This window comes from Amphritea sp. (assembly GCF_050300915.1).
GTDB lineage: Bacteria > Pseudomonadota > Gammaproteobacteria > Pseudomonadales > Balneatricaceae > Amphritea.
The window spans coordinates 36,018-60,783 of record NZ_JBNKYN010000002.1 but is presented as its reverse complement, the minus strand read 5'-3'; the positions used below and the strand labels follow the sequence as shown (position 1 = coordinate 60,783).

3 protein-coding genes (1 of these 3 running past the window's edge) are annotated in these 24,766 nt (G+C 51.2%); all 3 read left to right on the top strand.

The genetic code is table 11. From position 1 onward, the window contains the following. Positions 1–129: 129 nt before the first annotated feature. Entirely contained in the window at positions 130–2,871 is a 2,742-nt protein-coding gene (gene rnr / locus ACQY8X_RS00750) for a ribonuclease R (protein ID WP_428033226.1), read from the top strand. Between the two features lie 460 nt (positions 2,872–3,331). Beyond that, complete coding sequence (locus ACQY8X_RS00745) at positions 3,332–4,708, top strand: TolC family outer membrane protein (RefSeq protein ID WP_428033225.1); 1,377 nt, start codon at positions 3,332–3,334, stop codon at positions 4,706–4,708. A 124-nt stretch (positions 4,709–4,832) separates the two neighbouring features. Further along, positions 4,833–24,766 carry the 5' portion of a DUF4347 domain-containing protein gene (locus ACQY8X_RS00740; protein WP_428033224.1) on the top strand. It continues 18,241 nt past the right edge of the window, so the window shows 19,934 of its 38,175 coding nt (coding positions 1–19,934); the start codon lies at positions 4,833–4,835; the stop codon falls past the right edge of the window.

Below are 24,766 nucleotides of genomic sequence, written 5' to 3'. Positions count from 1 at the left end.
CTTCGTCTGGCCATCTGAACATCCCCCGGTTTGTAATTGTTTGACTAAACTGCAGGTACGGGAAAACGCTCCAGATTCAGCAATGGTTGGAGTATAGTTATTCAAAACGGATATAACAGAAGATGATTAATGTCTGATTCAAAGCACTTTTCTGAAGACCCTTATGCCGACCGCGAAGCGGAAAAATATGATCGACCGATAGCCAGCCGGGAGCTGATTATGCAGCTGTTGGCTGAGCAGGGTGAGCCTCTCACCCGGCCGCAGCTGGAAGCGTTGCTGGACATTGAGGATGAAGAGACGTCCGAAGCCCTGCGTCGTCGCCTGCGGGCGATGGAGCGGGATGGTCAGCTGATGCGCAACCGCAAAGCCCAGTATGTATTGTTGAGTAAGCTGGACCTGGTGGCTGGCCGGGTTATGGGGCACCGGGATGGCTTTGGCTTTTTGATTCCCGATGAAGGGAATCAGGATATTTTCCTTTCAGCCCGGGAGATGCGCCAGGTATTTGATGGTGATCGGGTGCTGGTCAGGGCCACCGGCGAAGACCATAAAGGTCGCACCGAGGGCACCATCATAGAGGTGCTGGAACGCAAAACCCGCAAACTGGTCGGCCGTTTTCAGGGGCATGGCGGGTTTGGCTATATGACCCCGGAAAATCAGCGCATTACCAATGATATTCAGATTCTGCCCGACCCTGACAGTGGTATTGACTACAAACAGGGGCAGCTGGTGGTGGTTGAACTGATTACACCACCGTCAAAACGGGCCAAAGCCACGGCACGGGTAACCGAAGTGCTGGGTGATCATATGGCGCCGGGGATGGAGATCAAGGTTGCCATCCATAACTATGATATTCCCAATGAGTGGACCGATGCGATTCGTCAGGAGGTCAGTGAGTTTGGCCCTGAAGTGCCTGATTCTGCCATCGAAAACCGGGTCGATCTGCGTGACCTGCCGCTGGTGACTATCGATGGCGAAGATGCCAAAGATTTTGATGATGCGGTTTATTGTGAAGCGAAACGTTCCGGCGGCTGGCGGTTGTGGGTCGCCATCGCCGATGTCTCCTCCTATGTGCATCCTGACACGCCGCTGGATGTTGAAGCGCACAAACGGGGTAACTCTGTCTACTTCCCAGAGTTTGTGGTGCCGATGCTACCGGAGATGCTCTCCAATGGACTCTGCTCGCTGAACCCCGATGTTAACCGTCTGGCGATGGTGTGCGAGATGACTATCAGCGCCAGCGGTAATCTCAGTGGTTATACCTTCTATGAGGCGGTAATCCGTTCTAAAGCCCGACTCACCTACACCAAGGTAGGGGCGATGCTGGAGGAACCTGATTCCGATTTCGGTGCCGCGATGCGTCAGCAGTATGCTGAGGTGGTGCCGCATATTGAAACTTTGCATGAGCTCTATTGTGCCTTGCGCAAGGCGCGGGAAGAGCGGGGTGCGATCGACTTTGAAACCACCGAAACCCGGATTCTGTTCAGCGAAGAGCGCAAGATCGAAAAGATCATTCCGGTGGTGCGTAATGATGCTCATAAGATTATTGAGGAGTGTATGCTCTGTGCCAACGTTGCTGCTGCACAAATATTACAAAAGCTGAAGCAGCCGGCACTGTTCCGGGTGCACGATGGCCCGAAAGAATCAAAACTACAGTCACTGCGTACCTATCTCGGGCCGCTGGGGCTGAGTCTGGGCGGTGGTGATGAGCCCACCCCGCCGGACTATCAGGCGCTGTCTGAATCTCTGGAGGGGCGTGCCGATACACATGTTATCCAGGTGATGATGCTGCGCTCAATGTCGCAGGCGGTCTACAGTCCTGAGCATAAAGGGCATTTTGGTCTCAACTATCAGGCCTATACCCATTTCACCTCGCCGATTCGCCGTTATCCTGACCTGCTGGTGCACCGGGCGATTCGCGGCCTGATTCACTCCGATAGTGATAGCCGTCATATCACCCGGCCGGCTAATTTCCGGCCTGATAAGCGCTTTATGCATCGCTATACCATGGAACAGATGGTCGAACTGGGTGAGCACTGTTCGATGACCGAGCGGCGTGCCGATGATGCCACCCGGGATGTGATGGCCTGGCTGAAATGCGAGTATATGCAGGACTGTGTTGGTGAGGAGTTCAGCGGGGTTATTTCTGCGGTTACCGGTTTTGGCGTATTTGTCGAACTGGAGGAGGTTTATGTTGAAGGCCTGATCCATATCTCGGCCCTGCCGGGGGACTACTATCACTACGACGCCGCACTGCAGCGCCTGTATGGTGAGCGTAGCGGGAAGTCTTTCCGTCTGGGTGACCGGGTGCAGGTGCAGGTCGCCAGAGTAGATCTGGATGATCGTAAAATTGATTTTGATCTGGTGAAAAAACTGGATGCCGCCGATAAGCAGCTGTCTGGCGATGCCGGGGGCGAGACCAAAGCGGCCCCTAAACGGTTGAGTAAGCGGGAGCTGTTGCGCTCCGGTAAGATTGCGATGGCCGAGCTGGAAAGTCGCCAGGGACGCAAACCGTCAGCTAGCCGTCACTCTGACAGGCCGGGTGCAGGCCGCTCCGAGCCAGAAAGAACGGGATCAGCCAGGCCCAAGCGGTCAGCACCGCGTAACGGTGCAGAGAGCGAAACTCCCTGGGGGGCATCGAAAGAGCGAAAACCCTCGGCTAAGCCTGCCCGTAAACGTTCAGCCGAAGCGAAAACGGATAGAGGCTCGCGGCAGAAGTTAGAGGCCCGGCCTGACAATGCCGGAGGTTCACGATTGAGCGAGTCTGAGCTGGAAGTGATCCGGCTGTCGAGAAAACCATCTAAAGGCCTTAGCAATCGGGCTAAAAAACGTAAACTGAAAAAGCTGCGCGGTAAAACGTCACACAAGTCCTAGAGTCTGAGGGGGCATTGTCAGGTATATTTTGTTGCAGCAGGCGTCGTTGCTGATGGCGCCTGCTTTTTTGTGTCTGCTCCTCTTCCTGTGGTGATTGTCTGCTAAGGACTGCTGGTTAATAATTGTTCTTTAGGAGCCTGTTGCCAGATGGTAACGGTCGTGTCTGTGTATGATTCGCGGGCTTGACATCACTTAGTGTAATTTAACAGTGCGTAATATTAGATTTTCTTAATATATTGTTTTTGCAGGTTTTTTTCCTAATTCCTTGTTTCGTATCGCTTTATTGTGCAACCCATAAACAGCCAGTCATACAACCGTTTTATTGTTTGAGTTTTGTATATTTGTTGACCATAATGGACTCTTAACGGAACTAATCTATGCTGTTCTTCAGATCAATAAAAATTAATTAGAAACAGGGATGTTAGCTCACCGCATGGTTGATGGTGAGTGAAACCTCAGGATGAGGTTGCAGGGGGGTGACATGCTTAATCATAAATTAATCCGTATTCTGGCGAGTACGGGTTTTTGCTCGGCATTGATTTGTTCAACTCAGGTTCAGGCTGAGGACTTGATGGCTATTTGGAAAGTTGCCGAAAAGAATGACACCAAATACCTTTCTGCATATCACAAACTCCGCGCGGATCAGGAGATTATCAACTTAAGTCGTGCAGACCTCCTTCCTACTATCTCCTTCCAGTATGAACATAAAGAGACCAGCCAGACCATAAACGAGTCCGATAACGCTGTCTTTTATGGTAGCTCTGCTGACTACCCTACCGATAGATACGGACTGACACTCACTCAATCAATATTTGATTATTCCCGGTGGCAGCGTTACGACCAGTCAAAAATCAGCGCTAGCCGGGCCGAGGTCGAATATAAACTCTCCAAACAACAACTGTTATTAAGGCTGTCAGAAAGCTATTTTCTGGTTCTGGAGCGGAGTGATCAGCTGCAGGCGATTGAAGCCGAAAAGAAAGCGATGCTTAAGCATTTTGAAGTGTCCGAAAAGAAACATAAAACGGGGCTGGTAAGAACCGTTGATCTGCAGGATGCTTCTGCACGTTATCTTAATGCCCTGAGTAAAGAGATCGAACTGCAAAGTCGCTTAACGGATAGCCGGTATGCATTGCGAGAATCTTTAGGCTCAATGCCGGGCAATCTGGCCCGGTTGCGAAGTGATGTCAAACTTGAAATGCCCGTGCCATCTGATCCAGAGGAATGGGTCAGACTTGCTGCAAAAAACAACCCCGAATTACAAGCGCTTAACCTCTCTCTAAACGAGGCGGATAAAGAGATCAAGGCGTTGCGCGGTGGCCACTATCCAACCCTTGATCTGCTCCTGACCCATGGTAATGAAGCCAAGGAGGGATCCCCCTTCGGTGGTACCAGTGATATCGATACCACCGAAGTGACCGTGCAGTTGAATGTCCCTCTGTACTCTGGCGGCAAAACCTCTGCGAAAGTGCGTCAGGCAATCGAAAAGCGTAATAGTGTGCTTGAGGATCGTAATGATAAGCAGCGCATGGTTGAACGTTCCACTCATGATGCATATCACCGCATCAGCGAAGCCATTGTGCAGATTGGCGCACTTGAAAAATCGCTTCAGGCGCAGGAAAGTCGTTTGAAATCCAAGTCGGCAGGTTATCGTAGTGGTCAGAATAGTCTGGTGGAGGTTCTGGATGTTGAGCAGGACTTTTCCGATGCAAGACAGGCGTTGATCAAGGCCCGATACGATTACGTGCTGAATGTTTTGCGGCTGAAATTTGCGGTTGGTGCTCTACAGGAAGAAGACCTGTCAGCAATCAATAACTGGCTCACAAACGATCAGTCTTAGTCTGCATGTTGCTCTGGTGCATTGTTTATTTTCGCTCTGCTGCCCAGGGCGACCCGCTTATCTCCTGTATCAACTGAAAAAGGCTTACTGATTCGCTGCCTGTTTCAAATGACAAAATCATTGGATGAACATTATGTCGTATATATTTAATCGTCTATTCAGAATGCGTTATGACAAATTTCGCAACTTAAGACAATTTATTTGGAGCAGTCAGGGGATCACTGCTCGGCGACGTAATACCTATCTGATGGAACAGATGGAAAATCGCTATCTGCTCTCGGCAGATGCGGCACCACTTGCGTTAAGTGCTGAGCTGCTTAACGAAAAGGTCGTCGTAGAGCAACTGATTGATGCGGGTTTGGTTGAGGCAAGTAACTCACAGGCACTGCAGTTGGTTCGGCAGCATGATCAGGATAACGCGGCTAGTTCTGCCAGCAGTAATGCCGAGCTTGAAAATCTTCAGCTGGCAGAGCTGCAGCCAGAACAGCTTGAGTCCTCTGCTGACGGCGCTGAAGAGCTGCAGGATGTGCAGCCAAAAGAGGCCACGGTCGAAGACAATGTTGCCGCTGAAACTGATGCTCAGGCAATAAAATCTGCTACTGCGATTCACCACATTCAGCAATTGACCGGACATCAGTTTGTCGTCATTGATCGCTCAGTTGAGGATTATCGCGCCCTGCTAAGTACCTTTATGGGAGAAGCGGCCAGTGAGCTTGAGTGGCATGAAGATACCACCAGTGCTGGCAATGTTCTGGTCGCAGACTGGTACCCCACGGATGAAAATACCGATGAGAGCTTAACCGCTGATACCGAATTGAGTGATGCTCTATCTGAGGTGCCAACCAAACCCTCCCAGGCGGATCGTGTCACGGTCGTCTTGCTGGATAGTGAAGGCGATGGTGTTGAACAGCTGGCGAGTGTGCTGTCGGCGTATGACGATATTGACGCATTGCATGTGTTATCCCATGGCGCGACAGGTTTACTGCGCCTGGGTACTGCGACTCTGGGGAGTGCTTCATTAGAGCGTTATCGTCAACAGCTGGAAGCCTGGGGCAGGGCATTAAAGTCAGATGGCGATATTCTTATCTACGGCTGTAATGTTGCCCAGGGTGAAGTGGGTATCGCATTTGTTGACCGGTTGGCGGGGGCCACACAGGCAGATATTGCTGCATCTGATGATCCAACGGGCAACCGATTTATCGGCGGCGACTGGATACTGGAAACTGAGTCGGGATATGTCACGCATACCCTGGACATGATGTCCTCTGAACAGTTGTTTTTTGCCTCCAATGACCCTCTGTATGCGGGGCTGTTAGCCGCCGATAAATCGGTTAGCTTAGGTGAGCTAAATGGCACGGCGACACCGGTCATTCTTGCTGCGGGTACCGATACCATCAGCTTTACCGGTGTGAACAGTGATATCCGCATTACCGTGACGGGCAAAACCGCCACCACTCCGTTCAAAATCACGGCACAGGCGGTCAATGAAGCCACCGGTGCCCTGGTGCCTAATACGTTACGCACTTTCCAGTTTGCCGACGGCGATGACTCCACGATTAAAAATATTAAAGTGGGTCGGGTTGGTTATAAAACTGAGCTTGAATTGCAGACCAAAATAGATGTTTTGGATACCTCCGCACTAGCCGCCGCGCACATCGCTATCAGCAAAAAAGGCACTGCGCTATCGAGTGACGATGCCTTCAAATGGGTTAAAGATTATGCGGTGATGGGGATCGATCCAGCCGCTGCCGACGCTGCGGCACAGCTGAATGCTAAAAGTACGGTTGCGGTGGTCACCACGGGAACGGGCGAAGTAGGCAAGTTATCGATTGGTAAGGCTCTGGATACCGGAAATACCCGGCTTATTATTGATGATACTGGCGCACCAATAGACATCAGTAAAGCCAATGCCAATTATACCGGCAAAATTGATCTGCTGTATAACTCTGGCAGTTCAGGCACTGTGCTGACCAATTACGTCAACCTGTCAGCGGGTAATATCATCAGAGGTGTGGGCGCTTTAACAGGTTTTACCAGCGCATCATTCGCATCATTCACAGCGGATAAGGGTGATCAGAAATTTGATGTCACCGGTTTAACCGGTGTGACTGTGGATGCCGGTGCGGGTGAAGATTACCTTGTTGGTGGCGCGGGTACACAAACCTTAGTGGGTGGTGCTGGAACCGACACTTACGTGTTTAAAGACAGTTGGGGGGCGGATCAGGTTATCGAGAAAGCCGATACTAAAGATGGTTTAACGGTGATTAAGGGCGGCGATGCTGATGCGTTGGACTTCTCCGCGCTTACCCAGGCGATCACGGTTGAGTTTCACCCTTCAGTTAAGTCGACCAAACCGCTGTCAACCGCAACGGTTCCGGGTATTCCGGTGGTCTCTGAAGTGTCGGATACCGACCGGACATCAGCCGATAAATATGGTGTTCAGGTTTTTCAGGGGCAGAATGTAACCACCAGTACACACTCGGTCAAAAATGCCATTAATGTTGAAAAAATTATCGGTGGCCTGGGGGATAATACCTATAAATTCAATAATGACTGGGGCCAGTTTTATCAGGGCGCAACACCTGCGCTGACAGAAACGGTTAACTTTTTTATTGATGACACCCAGTCTACCAGCAAAAAGGGGACGCTTGATTTCCGTGAGGTCACTCACGATCTGATCTTTGAGCTGGATAGTGTCAGCACCACGTCGACCGGGACTCCAGCGGTCACGACGATAAAGACAAAAGTGAAAGTAACGGCTGTCGTCGAGAAGCAGATTAACATTGGTACCACGGCGGCACCTGTTTTAAAAACAGTCACTTACACCTATGTCGTTAACGCGGATAATATCGCTAACATCATTGGTGGTCAGGGCAAGAATACCTATATCATCAAAGACCAGGATGCCTTGCAGGGCAAAATTCTGACCGCTAAGACAACGGGCACCCTGGCCGAAGGTTTGGTGACCGGTAACGTCTATGTGGCAGGCGCCAATATTGCTAAAACCGATGGCGTTAATATTCTCGATTACTCGCAATACAAGTCTACTAACACGAAAGATGTGATTGTGGATCTGGGTAAATCGACTACGGGTGTCATCAATAAAGCGGTCACCGGTATTTTAAATACTGGCGATGGTGTAGTCGCCCCGGCGGCTACCAACGAAGTGCAAAAGCTGACCATCCCCAAAATTAAAACGGCGCCAACGGTTGCTCAGGAACTGAGCAACATACAAAGTTTCAGGCTGTCTTTGGGCGGGGTAGAAACCCGGGAGATCAGCAACTCAGGCAGCGCTGCTTCGATTGCTGCTGAGATGGCTGCGGCGCTCAACTCTCTGGCGTTGAAAGCAACGCCGGTGACGACTACCAACACGACCACGACGCCTCCCCCGGCTCCCTCGCTTCCGCTGGTGACGGTGACAGGTAGTGGCTCGGCTACCGGCACAACGCCTTATGATTTCACCATAACCTTCCAATCTCTATCCGCTGGACTGAATATCCCGGAAATTAAGCTGATAGCGGAAGCGCGTCAGGAGAAAAAAACCGCGGGAGGAACCACTCAGGCCACGGTTGTTTTAAGTGCCGAGACCGAAACGAATCCTGATCCGCTCACCATCATTAAAGCGTACACTTCCAGCGGTCCAACCCCTGAAGACCGTTACACGCTGACCACCACCATTAAGACCATCATCATTGATGCGGTGGAATTTACTGCAGCCCGTACGGGATTAAAAGCGGGTGGCATTGACCGCATCGATGGATTGAGAGGTACCAGCGATACAGGTGCAGGTACGGTTAAGAGTATGACCGTACTGGGCGACTTTGGCTTATTGGTCAATGGTACCGGTAGTGGCGACGACCTTATTTTTTCGGATAACTACACTCAGGCGGTCAGCGTTAAAACCGGACGAGTCTGGGATGGCGGTGCCGGTCAGGACATTATCACCGGCACACTCCAGGGTGACACTCTGTATGGTGGTCTGGGCAATGATGCCATCGGTGGTGGCGAAGGCGATGATAACCTCAGCGGTGGCGCAGGTAATGACCGCATCAGTGGCGGCCAGGGTGATGATGTTATCAACGGTGGTGCAGGCAATGACCATCTGAGTGGTGGTCTGGGTGATGACAGTATCGTGGGCGGCGCTGGCCATGATGTCCTCTATGGAGGCATCGGTGACGATACCCTGATTGGTGGTAAAGGCTACGATCACTATGTGTTTATCAATGACTGGGGCCAGGACGAAGTTATTGAAAGCCAGAAAGGTAAAGATGATAAAACCACCGACGAAGGGCTGAAAACCCGTGGTGATGTGCTCGATTTCTCCAATGTTACTCAGGAGATGACCTACCTGTTTAACAGCAATAGCTTATTGGCAGGTACCGGTACTTTCATTAAAGATAAAACCAGCTGGACGAAAACCCTTTCTGGATTTGGTGATGTGTCGGGTCATTTTGCGCTGACAGCCAATACGGTCCGGGTTAACAGTGAAGGTAACGCCAATGAGGTTCAGCGAATATTTCTGGGTGGCGCTACATCCGGTGATTTCACGGTAAAACTGAACAGTTTTCCTAAGCCGGATGGCTCGGTTGAAACAACTGCACCGATTACTATAACGGTAGGCAGCAGCAAAACGGTGACGGCGACCAATATCAAAACCGCACTGGAAACTCAGCTTAGAACGTTACTGACTGAAAATGGCGTTGCGCCGGTCGGTGATCTGGTGACGGTTAAATCCGCAGGCACCGGAACCGGAGCGTTTGATGTTGAGTTTAAAAAACCGATCTACACCAACATCCCACTAATGACGATTGTCAGTACCACCGGGCTGACCTATGCCGCACCGGTGGTCGGCACCGTAGAGCCGGGTAGCAACATCGTCGATGCGACCACGGGGCTGATTACTAAACACACCAACGGTTCAATTAATATTGACCTCGGGCTGGCCGAGTCCGGCAGCTTTACCTTCGGTTTCAAATACACTAAAACGGTTGCCGGGGTCGAAACGCCCAACCTGGCTGTCTCTGTTACCGTGCCGATTGCATCGGGTTCCACCCCCAGCGATGTTGCAGCCCAGATTCAGCAAAAACTAAACGAACACAATCCACAGATCTTCGCCAATGTCGTTGTTGCCGGGGCAGGCAATAAGTTTGAAATTACCGTCTTAAACCCTGAAATCAGCGGCCTGAATACCGCGACGATTACTAACGCGACGACGCTTAAAGGTAAGCCTGCTATCTGGACAACCGTTGAGGGCTCTTCTGTTCGGGAAGTTAAGCAGTTAACACTCAACAATGTTACCGAAGGTAGTTTTGTTTTAAAGATTGGCAAGTATTCCACCGGCCCTATTAGCATTGATACCACGGGCACCACACTTGCCGAACAGGGACAACTTACTGGTCAGGCTATTCAGACGGCATTAAATCAGCTTAATCGTAACTTTGTGCAGAAATACACGGTTGAGGTGCACACTGAGAGTTTCACCGCGGATCTTAAAGAGTGGAAAATCACCTTTAAAACCCCGGGCGAGAATGATGTAACGGAGATGTCTGTCGATGTGACAGGCTTAACCGGGACGAATAATTTACAGGGACGGGTGACGACTCTGGCCGATGGTAGTCTGCCTGGCAATATCCACGCATTTGAGACTATTCTGGCCCCCAATGCTGATGCGACCTTTATCTTTGGCTCCGCATCGATGGCCGACATGCTAGCAGCGATTGCGGTGCCTGAAGCGTTACGCAAAGCCAATAGTGTAACCATCGACACCAGTACACTGACCGCGAATGGTCATGTACTGGATATCGATTTTAGCCAGGTTGCAGATGAGCTGAATTTCAATTTTGAACAGGTAGGTGCGGTTAAAGAGGTACAGCCGCTCATTATTGATAACACGACGGAGGGTGAGTTTGCGCTGGATTATAAGATTCAGGAGGTGCAGCGACTCGCGTTTACCGGTGCTGAGCTGCCCACCGGAACCTTTAAGTTAAGCTTTAAGGACCCTGGCGGTTCTAATGCGCTGAAAACCACCGCAACACCGATTCAGATTGTTACCGATGCCGCGACCGGTAAAGTTGACGTTAAAGCCACCGCTTTAAAAATCCAGACCGCACTGAATGCGCTGACATTCACCTCAACGACAGGCACTCAGGTGAACCTCTCTGTGAAGGTAACCGGTGTGACTGTGGATGGCTCACCGGTCACCGCCGAAACAACGAATGAAAGCTTTAAGGCCAATAGCTGGAGTATCACCTTTACCAACAAAGAGCTGGTCAATGTTGATCTGTTGCAGGTCAGCGCTGCATCGGTGACGCCCACCGTTACCACCGTCAGAGACGGGGTGCACAAAATAACCGATATGATTACCTTCGTTGCGGACAATAAAGCAGCGAATATTATCGAGCTGAAGAACAAACTGAACGAGCTGCTGGGTGAAGGCTCGGTAACCGTGAAAGAACCGCGTTTTGGCAGTACGGCGGCTAACACTAAACTGAATATTACCTTTAATGATCCGGGCGATGTGGTGTTAACCAAAGCGCTGAAGAATCTGGATGGTTCTGCGTTGGGGTATACCACGCCGGTCACGGGTAAATTTGATCTGGCGACAACGGCTGCAAGTGGCAAGGTAGAGGGTAATGCGGGCCAGCTGTCGCTCACTGTCGAGCGTGTAGCGCCAAGGCCCACCGCGTTAAGTACCGATGCTCAGGCATCAGGCCTGGTGGACAAGTTGCTCGGTGAGAGTGTTTTCGAGACCTTTGTCTTTACCGATGTCGGTGAAAATACCATCGTTCGTGGTGGTGTGAATGCCAATACCTTCTCTATCGCGGGTAAAACGACCTTCAAGGGTACTATTATCGGCGGCACGGGTATCAAGCCCTTATCGGCGCAACTACTCAATGTTGATGGCTTAGTGGGGATGTTATCGTTAACCGCGCCCGATTTTGCGGTGAAAAATACCGTTGATATATCCGGTGGCACGTTCGCAGACCTGAGACAAATTTCATACGTTAATCTGGCGAACACCTCGAAGTCATCCGTCGCGGTTGATACGGTAGTCGATGGTCATCGGGGGGCTGAAGTTCAGCGTCTGTCTATTCCCGAAGCTCAGCGTGGCAGCTTTACATTAACGGTGCAGGGTGACACTACAACAGTCACCACCGCCCCCATCTATCTGACCCCTCCGGTGCAGCAACAGCTGTTGGTTACCGATTCGACTGACTTCAATCTGACCTATGTCACCACCGCAGGCGTTCAAACCATTACCGGTTTAAGCACTGGTGCAGCGACGGATGATATATCGACGACCATCACCAATCAGATAAACACTAAGTTAGCGACAGAGTTTGGTCTGGCTGCGGGCTCAAAAGTTGTATCGGTGACTAAGAATGAGGCAGGTTACCTCATTACCTACACCAATCAGAACAACATGGTTGAGTTCACCGGTGTGCTGACCTCTGCGTCAGGCAGTGTGGCGGTCTTTACTAAAGAAACGACGGCCCCCCTTAACTATGCTGCCGTAGCGCAACGTATTGAAAACGCTATATACAAAGCGATGGCGCTGCCGGCTGGAACACCAAAAACCGTTTTGGTCAGCGCCGGAGAGACTGCGGGAACATATGATCTTCGCTGGCGTGTAGCGGGTGATAAAGCGATCACCACACTGACTGATATTTCGCTCTCGGCACCCGCGGTTGATCTGGTGTTAACGCCCTCAACTACCGCTACGCCACAGGTGCACACACTGACCATTGATTATGGCACCAATACTAACCCTGATCCTTATAATTTATATATCGGCACCTATCAGACAGCGGATATAGCAAGAGATGCTGACAAGGTCGCTATTGCCAAGGCTTTACAACAGCTTATCGATCAGCAACCAACCTTAACGGGGACGGTGACCGTTACCGGAACTGGCCCGTTCACCATTAGTATTGCGGGTGGCTCTGTGCCATCCATCGTGGCTAAGAACAGTCTTTTTTCAGGTACTGTTCTGGGCACATCAACGATCACAAGTCAGCTCACCAATGGTCAGGAAATTCAAAGCCTCAACATTAACGGTGCCTCGCAGGGAATCGTGGGGCTGAAGTACAACCTGAAGACCCTGGCGGATAACAGTTTGGTAACCGGTTCCGTCTTTGTGGATGTGTCGCTGAGCACCGGTGAAACCGCCGACACGCTGCGCGGACGTATCGAAACCGCACTCAATACTCAGCTGGCAGGCAAAGCGACGGCGGCGGTGACGTTGAGTGGTGATAAGTTCATCATTACACTGACCTCACTGACGCATATTGTCGAGTCTATGGGGGGCACCGGTTACGGCTTATCAGCGGCCACCACCGATCAGTCCTTAACGCCGGTTAAGGTGGGTAGAATTGATGCCTATCTGGACCGCACGGACAGCAGTAATACCACTCTGGTTGAAACTAACCGGATCTATAAGTTTACCATGCCTCCGGTGGTTGCCGATGAAACGATCAGCGGTAGCTTTACGCTCGGGTTTGGTGGTGTCACAACAGCCGCCATTGACTATTCTGCGGATAATACGACGCTGCTGGCGAATATTAATACGGCGCTTTCCGCATCGTCTATCAACACCCTGGCCGCTACCCTGGTGGGTAACGAGTTCCGGGTTGAAGTGGTGGCTGATATCAGTGCGGCTGAGCAACCTTTAATTGTTGATGGCACAGCCCTGCAGATTGTTAAAGATATCGTAGTTGCTGCCCCGGGTGTGGCAGGTAATATTGTCACCATTGCCAACGGCAGTGCAATGAATGTGGCAGAAAAACAACGTGTCACCTTAGTGGATCAGTCACTCACCACGTTCCGTTTATCCGTTAATGGCGTCAGCACCCTTGATATCCCGGTTAATCAGAACGATGCGACCACGCGAGGGGCGATTCAAAGCGCACTTGATGCGGCGTTAGGTGCCAACAAAATTACGGTAACGGTGAATCCGGATAGCAGCAAGACGAAGTCCTGGATACTGGAGGTCACCGCAGCCAACCGCCTTAACGATACGGATACTCTCGTGATTGGCGATAACGCTAACACGATTACTGGCTATGCCAAAGATGATTTCACCCAAACGGTTTTAACCAGTCTGTTGGGTAAAAAGGCCGGTTTTACCGGCCGCATTCAGAATATCGATAATGTTACCTACGGCGCTGGTTTAAACATCGCTTTAAACACCACCCTTAACCCTGTTGCGGCGTTGGGTAATGCCTCATTAGGCAGTAATCTGTTTGAGGTGGGTGGTAATCTGATTGAAAACACGATTGCTAACCCTTATGCGCAATTTGTTGCCAATGCGGTGGTTTCAACGGCGATCAACGGTGAGCCTTCACTGTTCTCAGAAAATGTTGTTGCCCCCGGTATTCATGTGCTAGCCGGTGGCTGGGGTGCAGATACCTATAAGTTCAGTGGCCTGTGGGGTGCCACTGCAGTTATTGAAGCCCCCGATATTAAGGTCGCAGGTGTCAGCGACTTCTTTGACACCTTAGATCTTTCTGAGGCGGGCTATGGCCTTAAAGGTCAGCTGGGTAGCAGTGATGTAAAAAATACCCTGCATTATGATATCTGGGAAATTACCACCGATAACATTAGTGAACTTACCGACCTGATCAGTATTGGCCGGGATGATGCTGAAGTGCCTCTGTTAACCATTGGTGCCAATTTTATTATGGTCCGGGACGAGGTCTTTGGTTCAGCACTGAAGCGATTCGGTATTCCTCTGTCTGACGACGTTTTACTGGGTAACTACGTTTTTGCCACAGGGATTGAAAATATTGTTGGCGGTGGTGGTGATAATATCTTCACCTTCCACGGGAATGCCCGTTTACGGGGGGTGATCTCTTCTGAGGGTGATATTACCCTGAATTATCAGGATTATGACAATAATACCGATGCTTCAGATACCGTTACCGGGGTGACAGTAGATGGCACCGCCGGGGTTAATTATACCTTATGGAATGCGGTTGAGGTGCCGGTATGGGGTGAGATTGCCGAATCTAAAGTGCTGTTTGGCAGCGCGACCTCGGTACTGGGTGAGCGCTGGAACTCGCTGTCCGGTCTTATCAATGCAGCGGTCGCTGCAGACTCACAGTTCAACCTGTCTAATAACGCTGTTGCCGGTTTTACCAAAGTGATCGGTTCCAGCGGTGATGACACCTTTGTCGGTAACGACAATGACAATATCTTTGTGATTGGTCAGGGCGGCGTCGATACGATAGATGGTGGCGAAACGGATGAGAATGGCAACACCCTGAGTCTGGACGGTCAGACCGACAACTATTCTGTCGATCTGACACGGGGTACCGCCTTGCGGGAGCAGGGAGATGAGCAGCAGTCTATAGCGCTTAATGCGGTTGCCGGCGATCAGTTTACCCTTGAACTGCCCGTCAGTGATTACTCAGCGGTTGGTGGCTTCACCACGGCGGATATTACGGTGGCGGCAACCGCCACTGCCACCGCTGCGAATATTAAAACTGCGCTTGAGTCTTTTCTCGGGGTGAATAATGTCAGTGTGACGCCTGATGCGGCGACGCCGGGTACGTTTACGATCACCTTTTTGAATCTGGACCGGTTTGATAACCCCGGGAAGTTAATCTTTACGCCAACCCATTTAACGGCTGCAAGCGATAGTCTGGTTCAGGCCGCCGTTGCGGCGAAGGACCCATTAGATGGTACCGAGCTAAACTATATCCATCAGATTACCCTGGGTAATCAGATAAGTGGTGGCGAGTTTACGTTCACATTTGATCACCCTGATGGCACAACCGGCGCGGTTTCAGTGAATATTGCGGCAGTTGCTGATTATCAGGCGATGCTACAGCAGATCGAAACCAAGCTGAATGAAGTTGCGGGTCTGACGGTTAATGTCACTCAGCCCGATCCTGCTGCGGCAGAAGATCAGCGTAACTTTACTTTCAATATTGAGTTTACCAGTCCGGCTTATACCGATGTGACCGGTATTACTCTGAATACGGCTAATCTGGAGATGGGATCGGGCATTACTACGATCCTGGATGGCGCTGTTATTGTTGCCAACTACAAGAATATTCAAAACCTGGAAAGCGGTTCCGGCAATGATATTTTCAGAGGCAACAGCGGCGGTATCGTGATCACTGATCTGTCGACCGCTTCGTCCTTGTTTGAACTGGATTTAACCGCCAGCTCTTTTGCCGAAGGCGAATTAATTACGCTGTCATTTGCCAATTTTGAACTGTCTGCCGGTGTGACTCCGGACCCTGCCCGTCTGGAGGCTGCTTTTGCTATTGGCGCTGATAATGCAGCAACGCTCGCCAATATTGAAACGGCACTCAATGGGTTGGAGGGGATAGCGGTAGCGGTAACCAGTGCGGTTAATGATAAGTTCAGCATTGAGTTTACGACTGCCCCCGATTTGGTGGCCGACTTTAAAGTGGACGTTGCTACAGCGACCTTTAGTTTTAATGAAAAGTTTGGTCAGGATAAGGTGTTTTCTACCGGGTCGGCAGATATCCTCGACTTTTCATCTATCTCGGCAGAAATTACTCAATCGGCGCCGCAAACCGATGCCGATGGCGAGTACACCGCGTACTCTTACACCGATGAAACGGGCACTTTACATGAGGTCAAAGCCTACGGCACCTTCGCAACCAAAGGTTTGGATGCGGTTGCTTCGGGTGAGGGGCTGTGGACTGCCTTTAAAACATCCCAGGGCTTTGGTGATTTTGTTACTACGGCTGAGGTCGGAACGGGCGCGACAATTGATGCGACCACTGATGCCGCTGCGCTAGAGGCGCTGAAAGCTGAAGCGATTGCCCGCTGGACCGCAGTCTTGCCTGCGGCAGCACTGACCAACTTAGAAAATGTTACGGTTACCGTCGGAGACATTGGTGGCAATGTCATCGGTCGGACGACCAGTGCGGCCGGTGCGAATGGCCTGGAATACACCATCACCCTGGATGATAACGCCGCGGGTGCGACCTGGTATATCGATGCGACGGCTGCGGATGACAGCGACGACGGTGCTTATGACAGTATTGACCTGCTGACCGTGCTGATGCATGAGATGGGTCATGTGATGGGCATGAGTCACCCTGATTTCCCCACCACCGATCTGATGATGGAAGAGGCGGTTAAGGGGCAGCGCTTGCTGCCGACCTCTGATCACTTTAAGAGCTTGTCGGATCAAACCAAGTTAAGTATCGGTCTGGGTGAGCTGGCGACCTGGTCTTCGCATCTTGGCAGCAAAATCGATAACTATCTGGACGACACAACAACTATTCCGTTTACCGACTTATCGTTGTCTGATCTGTTGGGCGACAAAGTCACCAATCTGGACGGTACTATTCAGGCTAAAGTGCAGGCGTTTGTCGACACGATTGATGCCTATCTTGAACTCAACAGTTCTGCCACCACTAAAGACCTGCTGCAGCACCTGCAAACCACCGGCTTGAATGATGGTTTTGCTATCAATGTCGCCTCGTCGTCGAATTTAAAAGAGTATAGCGTTGCTCTGACCCTGGAAAGCTTCAGCGAACTGGTCAATCTGGATCTGAATGAACTGATCTCGTTTGGTGACTTTAACTTTGACCTGCCGATTGATATTACTCAGTCTCAGCCGCTGGTGATCAGTGGTGGCATCGACTTCATGTTCAACTTTGGTGTTGCTGATGACGGTGACTTCTATGTGCGTGATCCGGGTCTGGATGCGCATTTCAATTTTGGCGAAGAATATATTGATATTACCGGTATTACTGCCGGTTCTGCTGATACCACACCTGCCACGATTACCATTGCCGGTAATCATATTGGTGCGATAAAAAGCACCAGTGCCGGTAAGTTGATGGTCGGCGATAGTTTCTATCTGCAAGGGTCGGGTAATACCGATGAACTCTATACCGTTGCGGCTATCGAATTAAGCCCTGATGGCAACTCTACGATCATTACGGTCGCTGAGGAAATTCTGGCCGCTGATCTGGCGGATGAAGTTGCCGGTAATCTCATCAAAGCCTTCGATTTTGGCGTGAATTTAGGGCCTGTTGGTTTTGAGGTAAATGATGCGGCGCTATCCGTGGGCGCCTCTGTGGGTATGGGCTTCGATGGTGTGCTTCATTATCAGGATATGCTGAGTGACAGCACGGCCTCTTTAATGGGGTCGCCTGGTTTAGAAGGTGATGCTCACTATGAAGTGTTGTTGCCGGTGTCGCTCTCCGGGGCACTGGATGGCTTTAGTGATGATGTTGGCTTTATCACCGCCAGTAGCAGTAGCTTGCCAGATAATGCTTCACTGGGGCAGTTCTTTGCCAGCATTCCTGCTTCTGTGCAGTTTGATAACCTGGAAGATGTGTTCTCTCTGGGGGGACTGTCACTCGATATGATTATCGGTGGGGTCGATGAACTTCTTAAAGACATCGTTGGTACTGACCGCGAAGTACTGGGCCAGCAAACCGGTGATATCGTCAACTTTTATGAAGAACGTTGGGGCGCTGGCGCTGTGCTGGCGACCGACAGCTATGAAATCTCGCCGGCGGGAGGGCCGCAGGCCAGCCGCTATGAGATCCTTGAAGATGGGACCGGCATCACGCTGCTGGAGTGGAAAGATACGGCCACCTCGGACACTTTCTGGGGCGTTGAGTTGTTCCAGAACAATGTGCGGGTTGTGCAAACCTACTCCCAGACATCATGGGAGTTAATGGGCAGCTACGATGCGAACGATGTATTGATTGAGCCCATTACCGATAATGAGATAACGGGCGCGACCTTTATCGACACCACCGGTGTCAACCCATCGACGACCGGGGAAAGTCTGTCGCGCTTCAATATCAAAGATGGCGTGCTGTATGACAAGATCGCCTTAATCGATGCCAGCCTGGCGGATATTCTCGGTGATGGCGGTGTCAGTCTGGCTGCGGGCCTCAGCAATGCGGTCAGCACGGTGCGTGATGCGGCGCGTAACGTCCAGCAGCTGGAAGATATGCTCAACGAAGAGCTGCGTATCTTGTTAGCGCCTCTGGGCATTGCCTCAGACGCCGACATGGTTGATATGAGCTATGCCAACTCTGCGTTTGATTTCGATCTGAACCTCGATCTGATTGCTGAAAAGCAGTTTGATCTGGCGCTGGATATTGATGCCCTGGGTCTCGACACCTGGTTAGGCCTGCCTGATGGCGCATTAGATGCGATCAACGTTGAAGCGAACGGGAAAATAGACCTGCGGGCGGAAGCTGGCCTCGATCTTGGTTTTGGTTTTGATCTGAGCGATGTTCGTACGCCGATTTTCTATATTGATGAAGCGACTGGCATTCATGCTTCACTGCATGGTGGGGTTGATGATCTCGATATTGAGCTGGGCTTTGATGCCGGTCCATTGGGAACCATCGGTTTACTGGGCAAACACGGCAGCGCGAATATCGATTTAGGCTTTTACGCCAATATGGGCAACCCTGGTGCCGACGCCAATGGTAACGGCTATTTAGATTTAACCGAAGTGAAAGACGGCTTCCAGGCGTCGGCTTATGGTTCAGCCGGTCTTAATCTGCCGATGTTCTTCCCAATTGAGGCACTGCCGCTGGGCGGCACCGATAAAGACCTTGATGCGGATGGCGTTGCGGATAACGTCCTGTTTGCCAAAGCGGCATTCAGTGTCGATCAAAGCCAGAACTTTGTCAGCACCTTTGATTACAACCTGCCGAAATTCAATATGAATTTCGACGTGATCGTGTTGCTCCTGGACCTGTTGAATGACCCGAAAACCGTTCGCGAAGGTTTGGAAGGCGCATTCTCGGCCATTAACGAAGTGGCCAATGGTATCGATAATATCGAACTGCCGCTGGTGGGCGGTGCGCCGTTTGATGATCTGGCGAATAGCCTGCGTAGTCTTGAGGCCAGTGTCCTGGGTGAAAAGGATGCCAGCGGTTATATCAATGGGCTGGGTAAAAAATTACAGGATCTTGAAGCCGTTGGCGGCAAAGTGTTTGAAGCGCTGCTGAACGAAATCCGCCAGGGGCTTTATGACGGGCTGAAAACGATCAATAGCCCGCTGTTCTCCTTTGTGGTGCCATTGCTGGATGCTTCCGGTGCGGTGCAGTACGATGAAAACGGCAAGATAAAAACACGTCTGCCCAGCAGTGCTGATGATATTGAGCTGACTTTCTCTGCGAATGGTTTATTGAGCTTCGACATCAAGTTTGGCGGTGTGCTGGTTGATGGCGAACTGCCAGTTGATTTTGCCGTGGGCATGCCCGGATTAGGTTTGGATGTTGATGCCTCCCTGATTGCTGAAATCGATTACCTGATGGGGTTGGGCATCGGCTTAGGCAATATGGCTCCGTTAGGCAGTGGCCCTGATTTTGGTTTGTTCCTCAATACCTCAGGTATCAACGCTAAGGGCGAAGAGATCGCTCTGGATGTCGACGCGCGCCTGAAAAACGGTTCCACCGCGCAGGGTACTCTGGGCTTCTTAAAGGTCGATGTGACTGACGAAACCGGCGGTAAAGTGCTGCAGTACGATGGCGCCGGGAATGTTATCAACGATAAAGGGGCGGGTATCAGCGGCCACTTTGGCTTTGATATTAAAGATATTGGTGGAAAAACCGGCACCGTTGCCGCTGATGGCCGTTTAGAGCTGGGCGAAAAAATAGAGCTGGCGATCAATGCCAACGCTTATGCTGAAGCGAAGTTATTTACCAAAGTATCAACCTCGGCGGCCGATGTGTTGCCGTCTATCGATACCACCATTATCTATTATCAGGATTTAGCCAGCGGTACGTTATCGACGAAGAGTGGTGCGAGCATCTCCTTTGGCGATCCGAATATCACCTTGCAGAATGTCCGCTTAGATGCGGGCTCGGTATTTGAAAGCTTCCTGGGTGATACCTTCGACACTATCGGCAATATTATTCTGCCACTTAAGCCGGTTATCGATCTGCTGAATACTGATATCGATATGGGCGTTGCCAAGCTTAAAATCCTAGACATTGCTTACCTTCGTCTGCCCGCGACCACAGTGGATACTGCGAAGAAAGTCATTGCCGCTCTGGCAGCGACTATCGACTTCTTAGAGAAAGCGAAAACGTTAAAATCTGCCGGTTATATCGACTTTGGCGACTTTAATCTGACCGGAGGCTATGCCACTGATACCTCTGCGCCGGTCACCTCTAAAAATACTGCGGGCGCCAAATCTGAAGCGGATCGTAATGCCCAGCTGGGGTCACATGCCTCAACTATTGCCGGTCCGTCGCAGGATGGCGTAGAAGGTGGTAAGTCCAGCGCGAATAAATCGACCAATAACCGGGCCACCTTTGGTAACCCTCAGGGGCAGAAAAACTTCAGAATTCCGATTCTGGAAGACCCGGCCAGCCTGCTGCAATTTATCACTGGCCGGGGTGAAGTCGATCTGTTCTGGTACGACCTGCCTGATCTGGATCTGTTTTTTGAATATCAGAAAACCTTCCCGGTTTATCCTGGTTTTAACGTTGGTTTCTTCGGTGAGATCGGGGCCAGTACTAACTTTGATTTCGGTTTTGATACCCGTGGCTTCCGTGAATGGATGAACACCGATTTTGATGTGGCTGAATCCTGGCGCTTATTTAATGGCTTCTATCTGGACGATCACGGTCTGGAAAATACCGTTGATGATAAAGCGGAAGTCACACTGCGCGCCGCGGTGGGCGTGATCGCCAGTCTGGGGCTGGGTGGTCTGGTCGAAGCGGGTGTCAAAGGGGGTATCGAAGCGATTATAGGTTTCGATCTCAACGATAAGGAAACCAACTTCCTCGATGATCTGCCGGTGGGTGATGGCAAGCTCTATGGTTCAGAGCTGATTGAACGAATTACCCATGGCCCGCAGTGTTTATTTGATATGTCGGGCACCCTGAACCTGTTCCTGGAGGCGTTCCTGTGGGTTGGTATCGATGCTGGTCTGACTAAAATAACCCTGTTTGAAGCGCGTAACCGTTTTGTTAATCAGGTGCTGGCAACCTTCGAACTTGAATGTATCCATCATGCGCCGGATCACATCGCTTCCTGGGAGCGTGATGACCCGAGCACCGGCAACCTGATATTAAGCTATGACAAGGGGGCCGATGCGGATGCCCATAGCTACACCGTTGATGTCATTACGCCGGATATTGATTTAACCCTGCAAAAACTGTCGGAAGAGGGTTATCTCGATACCGAGTATTACACCAAAGCGGAAGAGACCGCCCTGCGTGACCGTATACGCAGCCTGAAAAGCAACAACCCTGGTGAAGATATCATTGTTGTCAGTACCGGGCTGGTTGCTGAGGTCTACCTGGCTAAAAATGTAAACACCTTAACCATTGCCGGTACATCAGGTAATGACCGCTACAGTCTGAAACGTCTGAATGGTCGCGTGGATCACATCGACGTTGAGCTGGGTGGCGGTAGTGACTTCATTGAGATGATTGCCGATCCTGAAAATACCGCGGTCCTCGCGGGCCTGTATGTAAATGGCGGAGCAAACACCGGTAACGCATTGACAGCGGGCATCGAAGACGATGTGATTTCTATCGACAGCGGTTATCTCGGGGCAGGAAATGCGAACGATACCTATCTGATTGAAACCGGTGATGGTAATGACCAGGTGGTGGTTAAAGGCGAGAACTTCACCTATGACGGCCTGACGGTCCGTGGTAACGCCGGTGACGACATCATTTTCACCGGTGACGGTCATGACCGGGTCTTCGGTGGTGACGGTTTCGATACCATCGCAACCTATGGTGGTAACGATTACGTTGAAGGTGGCGATGAAGATATTACCACTGATATCGCAACCTTTATCGACCCGGATGGGGAGGTGCGGATAACGCCAATTTACCAATTGGATGGTACCCCTTACGCGCATTACAACGATCAGGGTATGCCCACCGATGGTGCGGGTGGTCCTGTGCTAACCATTACCAAAGAAAACTCTCAGTTCAGAACCCAGTTTGGTGATTTCATCGACGGTGGTTTAGGCAATAACACCATCAGAGGTGGTGCGGGTAATGATGAGATTTCCGTGGGTGGTGTGGATGAAAATGGTAACCCTGTCCTGGGTGGTGTGAATGACATTCAGGGTAATGCCGGAGACGATATCATTAATGCGGGTACCGGCTCTGTCAATGTCGATGCCGGTGATGGTGATGATACCGTGGTCTGGCAGTATGCGCCGCTGGCGGCGGGTGCCAATCTGCTGATGCTGGGTGGCTCGGGTACCGATACCTTTGATATCACCGTGAATGACGATGCCAGTCATGTCGATCTGCGCAAGCTCAATGCGGCGCTCTTCTTAGCCGATGGCGTAACACGGGATACCCGGGCTAAATTAACTATCGACTTTGCGTCTGACTATATTGTTATGGACGATATCGAAGCGTTAAAACTCGATACCCAGAAAGAGAGTGACGATATTGCCATTGGTGACCTGATGGATACCTCGCTGCTGAGTGTGGATATCACGCTGGGTCAGGACAAAGCCCGTGAATGGCAGCCAGACCGGGATGTCGACGGTAATTATCAGGTGTATCCTGCGGATTACTCCGCCTTCCTGGCACAAACACCGCAGTTGGATGAAAACGGTGATGTGGTCAAAGATTCCAATGGCAATATCATTTACGTGCCGGTTGAACCTCAGAGCTATATCACCAACGTGCGTCAGGGCGAGTACTTCTATCGTTATGCTCTGCAGGAGGGAGGCAAGTACCTGACCGCATCTAACGGGGCTCCGATACTCGAATCCATCGTTAATGTGGCAGACTATCAGGCCTCGTCACCGCAAAACAACCAGCAGGAACTGTGGCTGGCGGATGGACTGGATAACGTCACGGTATTTTACGGTTACGACGATACGAAAGCCGATGATGGTCGCACCAGCGGTAATGCCGTCACTATCTCTGCAGGTATGACGGCGGCTGAGGTGCAGGCTGCGCTGGAGTCTATCACCGCTATCGGCGTGGGTAATGTCACGGTTACGCCGGCGGCGCCAGCCACCGAGAGCACTCACGGTACGCAAGCCAATCCATGGGTGATTACTTTCAATGGTGCGACGACCGATCTGAACAGTAACTATCTGATCCTGGCGCACCAGTACTACGTGCAGAAGCATAGCGGCCCAATGACTGAACGCAACGATACGCGGGCGCAGCAGTATCTCTATCATCTGGATGTGTTGGGGGCTGAGTATCTGTCTAACGCGGATCACACCCCGAATGTCACCACCATTACCGATAGCATGAGCGAAGTCCCGCGCAATGGTGCCCAGCTGCTGGCATTTGACGTACTGGACTACAACGAAGATGCTCCCGTCAATGTAAATGGCATTGTCTGGTACAACAATGAAGGTGTTGCGCTATCGTCAACAATGACCACCGCAGAGGTGCAGGCAGCACTTGAAAGCCTCAGCGGTATTCCCGCTGGAAGTGTCGGTGTGAGTGGTCAGGGAACAATCAATAACCCCTGGCTGATTCGCTTCTCCGATAACCCGTCCGGGCCTGCTGCTGATGAAGCAGCCAAAGGCGCGGATGGTAATTTCCATACCCTTGAATTTGTTGTCGGTGGCAGCGCCCTGGGGGCCGGAATCATCACCAGAACCACGGTGCTGGGTGATGATATTAATCTGCCGACCAATATAGAGCAGTCGTTTACGGTTCCAGCGGGTAGCAAAATCACCTCGGTCAGTTACGGTGGCGGCACCGTTGCTGTCGATGCTGATGCGACGCAAGCGTCGATAGAAGCAGCGTTGTTAGCGCATTTCGGTATTGATGATGTAGTGGTGACGGCCGGTGATACCGCTGGCAGTTGGGTGGTGCAAATACTGGATGCTATCAAGGATGCAGATGGTAACTATAGTCTGTTGAGTTTTGATCTGGTCGACAGCAGCGCGGCCGTCAGCACGCAGACGGCAATCTCTTCGACAGTAACCGATCATGTGGTTTTCCCGGCGAATGACCGTCAGGCCCTGAGTGTACCGGCCGATGCGTTTAAAGCTGAGTTTTCCTATAACGGCCAGACGGTTGAGATCTCCCTGGACCTGGCCGCGTATAGCTTTGTTAATGGGGCTGGCGAGACCGT